The sequence below is a fragment of the Sphingobacterium psychroaquaticum genome, from assembly GCF_004421025.1.
GTDB classification, from domain to species: Bacteria; Bacteroidota; Bacteroidia; order Sphingobacteriales; family Sphingobacteriaceae; genus Sphingobacterium; species Sphingobacterium psychroaquaticum.
Window position 1 is genome coordinate 88,387 of the sequence record NZ_CP038029.1, and the last position, 14,916, is coordinate 103,302.

The 14,916-nt window shown below is 42.4% G+C and carries 14 protein-coding genes; 11 read left to right on the forward strand and 3 right to left on the reverse strand.

From position 1 onward, the window contains the following. Positions 1-4 precede the first annotated feature (4 nt). Complete coding sequence (pncA, locus tag E2P86_RS00410; RefSeq protein ID WP_134429996.1) at positions 5-613, forward strand: bifunctional nicotinamidase/pyrazinamidase; 609 nt, start codon at positions 5-7, stop codon at positions 611-613. A gap of 44 nt (positions 614-657) precedes the next feature. Here the strand turns inward: pncA and E2P86_RS00415 are convergent, their stop codons facing one another. Then, a complete protein-coding gene (locus E2P86_RS00415; RefSeq protein WP_134429999.1) occupies positions 658-1,647 on the reverse strand; it encodes an aspartate-semialdehyde dehydrogenase in 990 nt (329 codons plus the stop codon). Positions 1,648-1,806: 159 nt separating this feature from the next. On the opposite strand from E2P86_RS00415, the gene E2P86_RS00420 reads away from it, so the two are divergent. From E2P86_RS00420 to E2P86_RS00465, 10 genes are all read left to right on the forward strand, one after another. Then, entirely contained in the window at positions 1,807-3,450 is a 1,644-nt protein-coding gene (locus tag E2P86_RS00420) for a lamin tail domain-containing protein (RefSeq protein WP_134430002.1), read from the forward strand. A 45-nt stretch (positions 3,451-3,495) separates the two neighbouring features. Beyond that, positions 3,496-4,443, forward strand: coding sequence for an NAD-dependent epimerase/dehydratase family protein (locus E2P86_RS00425; RefSeq protein ID WP_085474014.1), 948 nt, complete (start codon positions 3,496-3,498; stop codon positions 4,441-4,443). A 2-nt stretch (positions 4,444-4,445) separates the two neighbouring features. Continuing rightward, positions 4,446-5,171, forward strand: a complete 726-nt coding sequence (locus E2P86_RS00430) for a YebC/PmpR family DNA-binding transcriptional regulator (RefSeq protein ID WP_085474015.1) — start codon at positions 4,446-4,448, stop codon at positions 5,169-5,171. Between the two features lie 131 nt (positions 5,172-5,302). Next, positions 5,303-6,181, forward strand: coding sequence for a hypothetical protein (locus E2P86_RS00435; RefSeq protein WP_134430004.1), 879 nt, complete (start codon positions 5,303-5,305; stop codon positions 6,179-6,181). A 24-nt stretch (positions 6,182-6,205) separates the two neighbouring features. After that, positions 6,206-6,949 carry a DeoR/GlpR family DNA-binding transcription regulator gene (locus E2P86_RS00440; RefSeq protein ID WP_085474017.1) on the forward strand — a complete coding sequence of 248 codons (744 nt, stop codon included), beginning with the start codon at positions 6,206-6,208 and terminating at the stop codon, positions 6,947-6,949. Between the two features lie 46 nt (positions 6,950-6,995). Then, the gene (locus tag E2P86_RS00445) at positions 6,996-8,336 is read left to right on the forward strand and encodes a flippase (protein WP_134430007.1); all 1,341 of its coding nucleotides are present in this window, start codon (positions 6,996-6,998) and stop codon (positions 8,334-8,336) included. A gap of 28 nt (positions 8,337-8,364) precedes the next feature. Next, entirely contained in the window at positions 8,365-9,006 is a 642-nt protein-coding gene (locus E2P86_RS00450) for a class I SAM-dependent methyltransferase (protein WP_085474019.1), read from the forward strand. Then, entirely contained in the window at positions 9,007-9,915 is a 909-nt protein-coding gene (locus E2P86_RS00455) for a glycosyltransferase (protein ID WP_085474020.1), read from the forward strand. Positions 9,916-9,918: 3 nt separating this feature from the next. Further along, the gene (locus tag E2P86_RS00460) at positions 9,919-10,671 is read left to right on the forward strand and encodes a glycosyltransferase family 2 protein (RefSeq protein ID WP_134430010.1); all 753 of its coding nucleotides are present in this window, start codon (positions 9,919-9,921) and stop codon (positions 10,669-10,671) included. Between the two features lie 7 nt (positions 10,672-10,678). Next, positions 10,679-10,894 (forward strand): DUF3820 family protein, encoded by a 216-nt coding sequence (locus E2P86_RS00465; RefSeq protein ID WP_085474200.1) that lies wholly within the window; start codon positions 10,679-10,681, stop codon positions 10,892-10,894. Between the two features lie 13 nt (positions 10,895-10,907). Here the strand turns inward: E2P86_RS00465 and E2P86_RS00470 are convergent, their stop codons facing one another. Beyond that, a complete protein-coding gene (locus E2P86_RS00470) occupies positions 10,908-12,161 on the reverse strand; it encodes a YeiH family protein (protein WP_134430013.1) in 1,254 nt (417 codons plus the stop codon). Between the two features lie 129 nt (positions 12,162-12,290). Next, complete coding sequence (locus E2P86_RS00475) at positions 12,291-14,876, reverse strand: TonB-dependent receptor (protein WP_085474022.1); 2,586 nt, start codon at positions 14,874-14,876, stop codon at positions 12,291-12,293. Positions 14,877-14,916 lie beyond the last annotated feature (40 nt).

The window sequence follows — 14,916 nt, forward strand, 5'->3', positions numbered from 1 at the left end:
AACTATGAAAGCGTTAATCATTGTCGATATGCAGTATGATTTTTTGCCTGGCGGCAACCTTGCCGTGGCGGAGGGGGATCAAATAATTCCGGTCATAAATAGCATTCAGCAGCAATATGATGTTGTTGTTGCTACGCAGGATTGGCATCCGCTCCATCATATCAGCTTTGCGTCACAGCACCCAGGGAAGAGGGGCGGGGATGTTATAGAAAAAGATGGAAAAGAACAAGCGCTATGGCCAGACCATTGCGTACAAGGGACCCGCGGTGCTGCACTTTCGGAGGCGCTCAATAACCAGCCGATTGCTGCTGTTTTTAGAAAAGGAATGGACCCAAAGATCGATAGTTATTCAGGTTTTTTTGATAATGGACAAGAGAAAAGTACGGGCCTTTCTGGTTATTTAAAAAACATGAATATCGATGAAGTTCATGTGTGTGGATTGGCGGCGGACTATTGTGTGTACTTTACGGCTCTTGATAGCCTATCCGAAGGATTTAATACGGTGATCTTAGAAGATGCAACACGAGCAATTGATGCTGCCGGCTTTGAAATCAAGAAGGAAATATTCACCCGGTTGGGAGGAGAGGTTCAAAAAACAAGCCCCTTTAAGTAAATAAAGAGGCTTGTAGGTATTTGATTGTAAAATGGATTCTACGGTTATATAAGTCCTTTTTGATTTAACAATTCTGCAATTTGTACAGCATTTGTCGCCGCGCCCTTGCGTAAGTTGTCTGCAACAACCCATAAATTTAAGGTTTTGTCCTGAGATTCATCACGACGGATACGTCCAACTAAAACCTCATCTTTACCATGGGCATCCTTCGGCATCGGATATTTTAAATTTGCGGGATCATCCACCACGATAACACCTTCTTCCGCGGCTAAAAGTTGACGAACTTCATTCAAATCAAAGTCGTTCTCAAACTCTATGTTAACCGACTCAGAGTGGCCTCCCATCACAGGGATCCGGACTGTTGTTGCGGTAACACGGATGGAATCATCACCCATAATTTTATTGGTTTCTTTGATCATTTTCATCTCTTCCTTCGTGTACCCATTGTCTTGGAAAACATCGATATGCGGGATAACATTAAGGTCGATCTGGTATGGATATGCTTTTTCCCCGTCGATACCGGCACGCTCATTCATTAATTGATCAACAGCTTTTACGCCTGTACCAGTAACCGATTGATAGGTCGATACGACAACACGCTTGATTTTATATTTTTCGTGAAGTGGTTTTAATACCACAACCATTTGTATGGTCGAACAGTTTGGATTGGCTATGATCTTGTCTGCCGCAGTGAGGACATTTCCATTTACTTCCGGAACGACAAGCTTTTTTGTTGGATCCATTCGCCAAGCCGACGAATTATCAACAACAGTAATGCCTGCTTCTGCGTATAAAGGCGCATATGCAGTCGAAGTTTCACCACCAGCCGAAAACAAAGCAACATTAGGTTTTAATGCAATAGCCTCAGATGGTGTGACAACCTTATATTTCTTTCCCTTGAACTCAATTTCCTTACCCTTGCTCTTCTCAGATGCTACAGGAATTAATTCTGTTACCGGGAAATTACGCTCCGCTAAAACGGTTAAGATTTCCGACCCCACTAGGCCAGTTGCCCCTACTACTGCGACTTTCATACTTAATTAGTTTGTTTTATATGACTGATTGATAAATAATTTGTTTACATTTATTTATAAGGAACCAAACATACGAAATAAGCCGATTCTTTTCTAATAAATAGAAAATTTATTAATGATTTCGCCTTAAATTTAAATTTTTGCCAAAACAAACGCGGTTTGTTAAAAAAAATTCAATGCATTCTCCTTTTTACTTTCGCTTTTTTATCTGGATACAAGACGGCGTGGGCACAGATTGTCCTGACCGAGATACGAACGAACACAATTGGGGCTGACCTTCCTCCATATCCATACATTGAAATCTATAATAATGGTAACGCATCGCTGAACTTAACGGGGTACAAACTACATATTGATTCGGCCTGCTATCTCTTCCCTAATCGCCGTCTCGCTCCAAAGCAGTTCATGCTCTTGGTTCCAGCGGGAACAGAAGCTGAATTTCGTCACTTTGGGAATGTTGTGTCTTTGCTAGGGTGGCGATCACTGTCCCATAAAGGAGCCGTGGTGCAGCTGCTCGATCAGACCGGTATGATGATCGATAAGGTTGCTTACAGCGATCGTTGGTATGAAGGGGAACAAGTAAATAAGGCACCTAGTTTGGAGCGTATAAATCCAGGATATAAATGCAATGTACAGCCTAATTGGAAGGAGTCGTCTGCGCCTTTAGGAGGTACTCCAGGTTTCCGTAATAGTGTTTGGAACGAGTCTTATGTGCCGGCATTGTTGCCACAGGTAGAAATTCGTGATCCTCTCACGTTATGGTTAACTGTTGGGCTGCCGTTGCATCTTGCAGAAAACCTGTCGGGCGCGAGCTTTAGTTTTGTTGATGATCTAAATACGGTGAAGGAGGTTGTGCAGGAGGACGAAGGTATCCGTCTTCTATTAGAAAAATCTTTGGAGGAAGATTTGGTTTACGAGCTGAACATGACAGCATTATATTTTTGTGCTATTTCTTATCATACAAAGTTGGTTATTTTGAGATCTTCGGATGTTATGGAGCAAGATATTGTCATTAATGAGGTACTTTTCAACCCAAAGGACAATGGTGCTGCTTTTGTTGAGATCTATAACCGATCAGGGAAACCGATTGACCTTTCTACCTGCCTTTTGGGAGGATATCCAATTTCTTTGGAAAGGCATTTGTTGCTTTCAGGCGAATTTCGGGTTTTGACCACCTCGTTCGAGAACGTTGCACGCTATTATCCGGCAGCAGTACACGATGTTTTTATAGAAATGTTGCGTTTACCACGAATGGCAAATGCCGGCGGAGAAGTGGTGCTAAAAACAACACGTAAAACAATCGACAGTTTAGTTTATACCCGAGAAATGCATCAGCCCTTTTTGAGAAATGTTAAAGGAATATCGTTGGAACGTCGGGGGTATGATTTGGCCACGAATGCCCCGGGAAGTTTCACTTCGGCAGCAGTTTTGGCAGGTGGTGCGACCCCAGGGTATGAAAATTCGAGCTTTGTGGAAAAAAAAGAAGAAAAAAATAATCTTTTTTTGCGCAGCCAAACGATGTCTCCAAATGGAGATGGTGTAGAAGATTTTTTAACGGTAGTTTATGATTTTTCTATTGTAGATCCGATGCTTAACGTGACGATATTTGATGATAAAGGAAGGATAGTCAACCGATTGATTCGTAATAAAAGTGCAGGTCAGCGGGGAGAAATACGATGGGATGGAAAAGACGATAACGGGCAGGATGTGAAGGGAGGTTTTTATATTTGTCATGCGGAGTTGTATGGCTCTTTAGGTCATTTTCAGTCGTTTAAATTAACTTTTGTGCTGATACGAACATGAAGCAGCTATTGACAGAAGAGTAAAAAATGAACTATCTTTGGGGCAATGAAAGAGCGTATTATTATGATTGGTGCAAATGGTCAAATCGGATCTGAATTGGCTGTTGCACTCCGCCAGAAATTTGGCAATGAGAATGTCATCACTTCTGATATAAGACCCCCGGCAGAATTGAAGTCCGGAGAGATTTTTGAGACCATCAATGTCTTGGATAAAGATGCAGTGAAGGCATTATTAGTGAAATATAAACCGACACAAATATATTTATTGGCCGCGATGCTATCAGCTACAGGCGAGCAATATCCGATGAAAGCATGGGATTTAAATATGAATGGTTTGCTGAATGTGCTTGACCTCGCGTTAGAGTTGGGAATTAAGAAAATCTTTTGGCCGAGTTCGATCGCTGTTTTTGGTCCAAATTCACCAAAGCAACACACCGAGCAATATTGTGTCATGGATCCCAATAGCATTTATGGTATTAGTAAGTTGGCCGGGGAGCGCTTATGTGAATATTATCACCAAAAGTATGGCTTGGATATCCGTAGTGTTCGTTATCCAGGGATAATTTCTTGGAAGACAGCACCAGGAGGAGGTACAACGGACTATGCCGTACATATTTTCTTTGAAGCACTGCGCCAAGGGAAATACGCAAGTTTCTTGTCTGAAAACACGGAGCTGCCTATGTTATATATGGATGATGCCGTACGCGGAACAATTGAATTGATGGATGCACCAGCGGAGCAGCTATCGATCCGTTCAAGCTATAACTTAGCGGGTATATCCTTCACGCCGGCAATGATAGCAGAAGAAATTAAAAAAATTCTTCCTAATTTTGAGATGTCTTATGTCGAGAATGATCCTCGTCAAGCGATCGCCGACTCTTGGCCGGCGAGTATCGATGACGCCTATGCCCGTAAAGACTGGGGGTGGCAACCAACGTTTGATTTAGAGGCCATGACAAAAGACATGATTGAAAACCTCAAAACAAACATATAACAATGGGTAGAGCCTTTGAATTCAGAAAAGAAAGAAAATTTAAGCGCTGGGCCAAAATGGCCGTACAGTTTACGCGTCTTGGAAAAGAAATTGCGATTTCAGTAAAAGAAGGCGGACCACACCCCGAGAATAACGCACGCTTGCGGACGGCAATTCAGAATGCAAAAGCGGTTAATATGCCGAAAGACCGTGTCGAAGCGGCCATAAAACGTGCTTCTGAGAAAGATGCCAAAGGATATGAAGAGTACGTATATGAGGGTTACGGCCCACACGGTGTACCGGTACTTATCGAGACAGCAACTGACAACACGAATAGGACGGTAGCAAATATCAGAAGCTATTTCACAAAATCGGGCGGCTCCTTAGGAAAGACAGGGTCGTTAGACTTTATCTTTCAACGGAAGTCTATCTTTCGTTTCGCAGCAGCTGAAGACCTGGATATGGAAGAGCTGGAGCTGGAGTTAATCGATGGAGGTTTGGAAGAACTGTACTTGGAATCCGATGAGGAGGGTAAAGATATTGTGGTCGTGCAAACGTCATTTGAAGACTTTGGTAATATGCAAAGTTTACTCGAGGAGAAAGGTATAGAAGTTGCATCGGCTAAGTTGGAGCGTATTGCGTTGTCACATACCTCGTTAACAGAAGAGCAGGCTGCCGATGTTTTGAAGCTCATTGATAAAATTGAAGAAGATGATGATGTACAGGCTGTATATCACAATATGGAGTAAAACTCTGTTCTAAGAATAAAAAAAGAGGGCATTGCCCTCTTTTTTTATTAATATTTGCTACTTTTAGTGTTTGTGGGTGTGGTGTTTCTTGTATATAAGACTCCAGGCCCGGAAGATTTACTTTGTTACGCATGATGACGTTTGAAGAGTTTTTTGTTAAGAAGAAGATTGATTTATCTCTGCTACAGCAAAGAGACGAAACGTTATACGCTGAATTTCAAAGTCACTATGCGCAGATGGGCGAGAAGAGTTTCGACCATTCAAAGAAATTTTGGTTCAACAGGTTGCGCAAAGATTTTCTTTTAGTCGATACCGTTCCAAAGGAAGTAAAGCCAACAATAGTGGTGCAAGAGCAGCCTGTCGCAGCTGTGAAGGGTGCTGATGCGGAGGTTTCTGTGCCAACTAAAGCTGTTGGATTTAAACCGCGCTTTAAGGCCGCAACTACTAAAACGGTTGAGTCTGTTCCAGTAGAAGAACCGTCTAAAGAAGAGAATTCTGCCGTTGAAGCAAAACCTACGGCGACGAGTGCCCCGGCAGGGTTCAAACCTCGTTTTAAGGCTGGTGTTACGAAGGCTGCAGAAACAGATACATCGAACTCCTCGGTCGCAGAGCCTGTTAAGGAAGATAATCCTGCAGTAGAGGCAAAGCCTACGACGAGTGCCCCGGCAGGGTTCAAACCTCGTTTTAAGGCTGGTGTTACGAAGGCTGCAGAAACAGATACATCGAACTCCTCGGTCGCAGAGCCTGTTAAGGAAGATAATCCTGCAGTAGAGGCAAAGCCTACGACGAGTGCCCCGGCAGGGTTCAAAGCTCGTTTCAAGGCTGGTGTCACGAGGGCTGTGGAAACAGATACATCGAACTCCTCGGTCGCAGAGCCTGTTAAGGAAGATAATCCTGCAGTAGAGGCAAAGCCTACGACCACGAGTGCCCCAAAAGGGTTCAAGCCGCGTTTTAAGGCCGGTATTACCAAAAATAAACCATCAGATGCGGGTTCATCTGAAAACATATAAAATTATAACCTAATTAATGTAAACATGTTAAAGGAAGAAAGACAAGCCTATATTATTCACCAAATAAATCTACACAACAAAGTGTTATCTTCAGACTTAAGTGTTCAGCTTAACGTTTCTGAGGATACTATTCGTAGAGATTTGAATGAGCTTGCGGAGAACGGGCAGGTGCTTAAAGTATACGGAGGAGCACTATCAAAATCATTTCAATTTCCGTTTCAAGATGGAAATGTATATGCAAAGGAGTCTAAGAAAGAGATTGCTAAAAAGGCTATTTCATTAATCCAAAATGGAATGACGGTTTTGGTTGGTGGTGGGACAACCATGATCGAGTTAGCACGTTTGATTCCCAATGATGTACAGTGTACTTTTTTTACTATTAGCCCGCTTGTTGCCTTAGAATTAGCTGAAAAAGATAATATCGATGTTATATTAGTTGGGGGCAAATTGTCTAGAAATACCAATATTGTCACTGGTGCGCAGGTTATTAATGAGTTGTCTGAAATCCGCGTCGACCTATGTCTACTGGGAACAAATAGTTTGTCCGTAGACGAAGGAATTACCGACTCGGATTGGGAGGTGGTACAAATTAAGCGCGCGATGATCAAAGCTTCACAAAAGGTCGTTATTCTTAGTATCGCCGAGAAATTGAATTCTAACCAAAAAATGCGAGTTGCCCCGTTACGAGACGTCTCTTACTTAGTTACCGATCTAGATCCGGATAATCACAAATTGAAGGAGTTTGCGAAATCGTTGACGGTATTATAAGCTCGAGAATTATTGCTTTTAAGAATTCTGTAAGGATTACGTGTGTATGAGGATTCCGTCATTGCCTGGTTTTACGCCAGAAGCGTTCGACAAATATTTTAAAAACACGGGCTGGTTAATGCTAGCCCGTGTTGGTTCATTGTTTATAAAAATGTTGGTAACAGCTTTGCTGTTACCCAACTATCTAGGGCCGGAGCTTACTGCAGCCTTAAACTATCCACTGATCATTCTTTTTACAGGTATTTGTACCCTCGGAACGGATGCGCTCGTTACCCGGCAGTTATTGCAACATCCGGAAAAGGAAAATGAGCTATTAGGTTCTGCGTTACGATTGCGGTTGGTCGGCGGACTGGTTGCTATCCCCTTGATTTATTTGACATATTACGGGATAAGTCACTTTGGGACAAATGCACCTGCTGCCTCTTTTAAGCAAATTGTAATGATGTCGCTTATCTGTTTAGTGCAGGCAACACAGATTATAGATAGTTATTTTCAATCGAAGACACAAGGCAAGTACATTATGTATGTGCAAGTGACAGCAAATATCCTGTCTGCCTTGTTAAAACTAGGGCTGGTCCTCCTGAAAGCGCCTATCGATGCATTCATTGTCATGTTGGTGATCGATGTTCTCCTGTTACAAGTAGGTTATATTCGGTATTACCGCAAGCAAGGTAAGTCTATTTTCAATTGGAAATACAACCCGGCTATAGCGCGACAACTGTTGGCGTTGGGGTGGCCTCTGGCTTTCTCTGCTATTTTCGTCAGTCTCTATATGAAAGTAGGACAGATCATGCTTGATATGATAAAGGGAAATAGTGTGTCTGGTATATATAGTGTTGTTTCACAACATACGGAAAGTTGGTTTTTCATTGCAACGGCAATTTGTACGGCGGTATTTCCTGCGATTATGAATTTTCGTAAGAACGAACCTACGCTCTACCAGAAGCGGATGACCAATTTGTATGATCTTATGGTGGTCGTCAGCGTGACTATTGCGCTCGCTATTACTTTTGTTGCACCATTTTTGTATGCAACGTTTCTAAAGCCAGAGTACTTGGCTGGAGCACAGGCGCTACAAGTGAATGCTTGGGCTGGTGTGTTTGCCTTTTTAGGAACGGCTAGTGGGCAGTATCTTATTGCCGAAGGCTTAACACGGATCAGTCTCTTGCGGACCCTCTTTGGCGCTATAACCATCATAATTTTGAACCTGTTGTTGATTCCTAAATACGGGATGGTTGGGGCAGCAGCAGCAAATGTTTTGGCACAAGCGGTATCAACGTTTTCGCTGCTTGTTTTTGCGAAAACCAGGGCGCAAGGATTTATCTTACTACGGTCTTTATTTTTTCTTAATATTTTATCGAAAATCGTTGATAGACATTCAAAATAAATCGCTAGTTTAGACCAAAACCATAATTATGAAACAAGAAGGTTCATACACGTCATTATTAAACACAAGGGTCTTACGAGGGCTGTTGTCACTCGGTGGAAAGGGATATTTTGTGCAGCGCGGCTGGCTTCAGTCGTATAAGCATAAACAAGCTTTATCGCCTACAGGCGAACCTATTCCTTGGCTGACGTACTCTTTTTTGGACTTTATTGAAGGGCGGTTGAACAAAGAGCTGTCACTATTTGAGTATGGTGCTGGAAATTCTACTTTTTTTTTCGCTAAACAAGTTAAAACCGTTCGGTCGATTGAAAATAATGAAGAATGGTACGCTAAGATAAAAGGCAACCTACCAACAAATGTTGATATTTCTTTCGTCCCGCTTGGAGATAAAGCGTATCAAGAGGCTATTCTTCATGAAAATAGTGATTTTGACATTGTATTAGTGGACGGTAGAGAGCGTGTTGCATGTCTAAAGAATGCAATGCAAAAGCTGAGCAATAAGGGGGTTATTATCTTAGATGATGCGGAACGGGAGAAGTACAAAGAAGCTTTCGAATATATGAAAGCAAAAGGATTCAGACATATACCTTTTTCTGGCATAGCTATTGGTGCTATCCATGATAAATCCACGGTTGTTTTTTACCGGGATCAAAACTGTTTAGGAATATAGATGCGCGAATTAGCTCCCATTGTTTTATTTGTTTATAATAGACCGAAGCACACACGGCAGACATTGGTGGCTTTGGAAAAAAATCTACTGGCTTCAGAATCCGTTCTTTATATAGTATCGGATGGCCCTAAAAATGCAGATGCGATTGAACTTGTTAATCAAGTACGTGCTATTATCCGTGAACCATGGGAGTTCAAACATATTCATATCATAGAGCGCACAAAAAATATTGGACTTGCAGAGAATGTGATTGATGGGGTAACGAAAGTGGTGAATGAGCATGGACGTATTATCGTGTTAGAAGACGACCTTGTCACTTCGCCCTATGCGTTGACTTTCTTTAATGATGCCTTGGATTGTTATGTGGAGGAAGAACGGGTGATGCAGATTAGTGGTTATATGTACCCGGTACAACACCCAAAGCGATTACCAAAATCCTTTTTCTTTCGTGTGGCCAATAGTTGGGGCTGGGCGACCTGGAAACGAAGCTGGGATAAATTTAACCCGGATATTGATGTCCTAACAAAAGATTTTAAGCGGAAGGATATCCGCCGCTTTAGTATTGATGGTAAAGAGAACTTCTGGAAGCAAGTAAAGGATTTTAAAGCAGGAAAGATTAATTCGTGGGCTATTCGTTGGTATCTTTCCGTTTTTAATCAAAATGGGCTGGTTTTGTATCCGCGAAGCTCCATGACCCAAAATATTGGTACCGATGGATCCGGAACGCATTCCGATGTAGATAATGTATACCGTGTTGAACTGGCTACTACTAAGATAAAGTATTTCCCAACAGAAATTGAAGAGCACAAAAAAGCGTATGAATCGATAAAATATTTTTATGCGCATCGAAAAGGTAATTTGCTTGAACGTGCTGTTCGTTTTTTAATGAAAAAATTCTCTAAAAAATAAAACGTGCTGACACCCAAGATTTCGATTATTACTATTGTGTATAATAATGTCAGAGACATTGAATACACCATTCGTTCTGTAATGAAGCAGACCTATCCTAATATAGAATATATTGTGGTAGATGGTCTTTCTACGGACGGCACATTGGAGGTTATTGAGCAGTATCGGGAAGAGATTTCAGTACTAGTCTCCGAAAAAGATAAGGGGATTTATGATGCGATGAACAAGGGACTGGCCTTAGCGACAGGAGATTACGTCTTGTTTTTAAACTCCGGCGATGAATTGTATGAAGATATGACCTTAGAGAAAGTGTTTTCGAGTGCGGAGAATGCTGATATCTACTATGGGGAAACCAAATTGGTGGATGAGGATCGTAATATATTGGGAGATAGGCGTCATAAGGCGCCAAAGAAATTTGATTGGAAATCGTTTAAATATGGCATGAATGTCTGTCATCAGGCCATTTATATAAAACGGAGTATTGCCGAGCCTTACGATATGCAGTATCGCTTGAGTGCCGATATAGATTGGATTATCCGTGCAGCACAAAAGGCAGATAAGATTGTTAATGTCAATCAGTATGTAGCGAAGTATCTTGTCGGAGGCATGTCCCAGCAACGGCACCGGGAGAGCCTTAAAGAACGGTATGATATTTTTAAGAAATACTACGGTACAGTGCCGAATATAATAAACCATGGGGTTATTGCGGCACGGTTACTTTTACACCGATTAAAAAATGGCAAAACAAGAGACTAACAACGGCATGCTCAACCCGGATATTTTGGTAGAATTGGCCAACACAAAAATGCCTTTTGGCAAGTATCAAGGTTGGTTGTTATGTAATTTGCCTGAGCCATACCTGGTTTGGTTCCACCAAAAGGGATTCCCTGCCGGAAAGCTAGGTGTACAGCTTGCAACCCTCTACGAAATAAAACTCAATGGCTTAGAATATTTGCTTAAGCCATTGATAAAAAAGTAGCGAACAAAAAGTATTATCCAAACAATACTAACGCCACCAATAATGTCACAATCACATTAAATGTTTGTGCAATAAGAAAGGCGTACAAGGGCTTTTTGTTGTTGTGTACAAATAAGTCCTTGAAATTTGTTTCTAGCCCAATGGATGTAAAAGCAAGGGTAAACCAAAGACCTTGAACACTTTTAAGCCCATCTTTTACGGTGTCAATCTTTTCGGGAGATATTACGAATGAAAATAGAAGAGAGGCAAATATAAAGCCGAGGACAAATTTTGGAAAGCGATCCCAGATAACTTTAAGGGTCGGCTTCTCTGCATTTTCGGCACTCTTAGATTTGGAATATGTCCAATAGATACTGATCGCAAATGCTGCAATTCCTAATAATACGTTTTGGGAGAATTTAACAATAGTACTGATTTTTAAAGCTTCATCGCCAACAAGGGAGCCTGAAGCGACAACGGCCCCTGTGGTGTCGATACTACCGCCGAGCCAGGCGCCGGTCACCTCTTGGGATAGACCCATCCAGTTGGCCATGTATGGCATAAAAATCATCATCGGAATAGCGGTGATTAATACCAAAGAGATGACATAAGACAGCTTTTTCGAATCACCTTTTATTGCGCCAGAGGTCGCTATGGCTGCCGAGACACCGCAGATTGAAACTGCGCTAGAGAGCATCATTGACATCTCTTCATCGATCTTAAGCTTTTTACAAAGCCAAAACGCAAAATACCATACCGAGATAACAACCACCAAGGCTTGAATAAGGCCCAATGAACCCGCCTTTAGAATGTCCCCAAAAATAACGGTGGTTCCGAGGAGAACTAAGCCTATTTTTACATAGAGCTCTGTGGACAAAGCTTCTTTAAACCAGTTTGGTAGTTTGAAAAAATTACTGATAGCAAGGCCGATGGCTAAACTGAAAATAACGGCCTCTAGGTTATATTCTTTGACAACATTGTTTCCTGCGATAACCAAAGCAATAAGCGTGACGACAAAAACGATCGGAAAAACAATTAACAGGTGCTTAACTGGTTTGCCTAATAGAAAGGCACCCAAAATGGCAATACCATAAACCAATAAAAACTGCCCACCTATTTTAAGTAAATTGTCTGCGCCAAGGATTTTTGTGCTTAGTACTTCGATTGTTTCCCATGAAAACGAAGGTTTAGGAATGTTAACACGTAATAAAGCCAAAAATATAATGGCTAATCCTAGAATTACAACAACCCAATCTTCCGTGAAGGTAATTTTCTTTGATGTGGACATAATAATGTTTAAGTTGATCAGCTTCCTGATAAAATTGTCGTGAAAGTACACAATTTATAGGAATTACCACCCTTTCGACATTGTTATATCTCAGCATCAAAGAATTGTTACCATCATTTCATAGAAGGATTATTTCCAGCTATATCGTAATGTCACGCCATAGGTACGAGGGTCGCCGACAATGCCAGCGTATTGCCCGTAGCTTCCTGGTGCAGCAAGTAGTTGTTCGTAGTAATCTTTGTTGGTTAAATTGCGGCTCCATACCAAGACCGAAACACCATTGTTTGCACGGAAGCCTACACGTGCGTTAATCAAGCTATATGCGTCGATATTAAGATATTCGGAAGGGGAGGGGCTCGATGAAAATTTGGAGCGGAAGAAAAGATCGGCCGCTAAGAAGAAGTTCCCGGACAGACCAAGTAGGTTTCCTTCTGTGTTTACTTCTCCGCCGAAGGAACCGGACCACTTTGATATACCAGGAAGTGCGCCTCCAGAGATATCTTTGAAGGCCTCTGGTCCTCCGACTTCTTCGAGTGGAACCGGTGCATTGGTAAACTTCACATACTTTCCGTCGGTATAAGCTAAGGCGGTATTAAAGCGGAGGTGCTGCCCAATTCTGACACTTCCATCAAGCTCGATACCTTTTACGCGTACTTTCTCGGCATTCGCTAGGTAGCCCCTGTTTACCCCTGGGTCTGGGGTTTGTACTTGCGTTTGGTAGTCTTTGATGTCCGTTTGGTAGAAGGTAATGTTTAGGATCGAGTTCTTAGTCGGATTAGATTTTAAACCAAATTCTTTATGGTTTACGGCTTCCGGTTTTACGCGTGCTAAATCCAACAGGACTTCGCCATTAGCTGTCGGTAAACCACCAACATTGATGCCGACCGGTTTATAGCTAATTGCATAAGTGGCATAACCATTGAGCTGACTGTTGACTTTATATTGTATCGAAAGCTGTCCGGAGATATTATCCGCGGAGGCATCTGTATTAAAAGACTGATTGCTATAGATACTGTTTTTAAGTGCGAGTAACGCGGGGTCCGTTGTCTCGAGTCCACCGTAGCGCTGACGATCATAATCGGCTTTTTTCTTGTCGTAGTTATACCGTAATCCTGGAAGTAGATGTAATTTCGGTGTGATCGCCCAGTCTATTTGTGTGTAGGCTGCTAAGCTCGTACTGCGAATGCCATAGGTTGTTTTTATACCAAAATTATCGAAAAGGCCCGGCGTTTTCCATAAGGCACTGGTGGATGATTGTGCGAAGCGCCATAAAGCAGAGCCTCCTTCCTCGGTATGCACGGGATCGGTGTTAAGGTCTTGCCATAGACCAAACAAACCAACTACGCCGCTGACAGACTCGCTGATCTTTCCGGAGTATCGAAACTCTTGCGACCATTGATTATGTTTAGAATTGCCGGCAGATATGGTGAAAACAGGAAGACCAATATAGTCACGGTCGTTTAACGGAACCCAGTCCCAATAACGCCAGGCCGACGTTGAAGTTAAGGTGCCGTTACCTATTTTTACATCGGCGGTCAGCGAAACGCCTCCGAGTTCATTGTCGGCTTTGGATTGTGTATCGAGATCGATTTTGCGTTCGAATGCACTTTGATAAGGTAGGGTATAGCCTAAATCGTCAATTATCGCATTAAATTGCCTGTATGCCGCTCGTTTTGTGGTGACAACGCCGGCAACCCCCCAACCGTAACCATCTGGGCGTTGGGTTGTTTTGTCGGCCGCTAGAACGATCTTCACATCATCAGTTGGGGTGTAAAGAAGTTGTCCTCGCAGACCAAGGTTATTGGTGTTGTTGATGTTTCGGTTAGTGTGTACATTGAAGAGCGTTCCATCTCGCTGTGTGCCTGAAAATGAGATACGTGCCGCAAGTTTGCTGGACAAAGGACCCGTGATGGATGTTTTGGCTTGTACATAACCGTAGTTCCCGTAACTGGCTTCAAACGTTGCTTCTGGCTTAAACTGTGGTAAACGTGATGTTATATTGAAAGCACCTGAAGTTGTGTTCTTACCAAATAGTGTGCCTTGGGGACCACGAAGCACCTCTATTTGTTCAATATCTATAAAATCTAATGCGGTGGCGGCAGGACGCGCTAGATAAACGCCATCAAGATAGAAACCAACACCGGGATCAATACCGTCGTTGGTTAAGCCATAAGTGGAACCCAAACCGCGAATATTGAGTGTCGTGTTGCGAGCGTTGGATGCATAGAGTTGAACGGTAGGAATGAGCTCTTTTAATCGGTTTACATTAAATGCCCCTGCTTCTTCGAGTGTTGTACCGCGGATTAAAGAGATGGGAATGGGGACTTCTTGTATTTGTTCTTTCCGACGACGGGAGGTTACTGTAACTTGTTCTAGAGAGGCTAAACTGGGGGTTAATTCAATCTGGGTTGGCGAGGTCTCTATCACTAGACGACGCGTTTGGTAACCCACTCTGCTTACGATTAAGGTGAAAGGGAGTTTTTGTCCGGTCACAAATTGGAAAAAGCCTTGCCTATCTGTTTTGACTTGGTGCGTTACGGCGTCCAGCTGTACGGTGACACCTTCTAGTGGTTCTTTGGTCTCGGCATCAATAATAGTTCCTGTTAAGGACGCATTAATAATGGGTTTTGTTTCGACCTGTGCGCGAGCGGTTTCTATATAGCCTATCGAGAGGCCGGCAAATAGCAAGGCTACTTGAAAAAGTTCTTTTTTCATAAATATGTATATATGTTGTTTGGATATTGTGGTTAGGTAG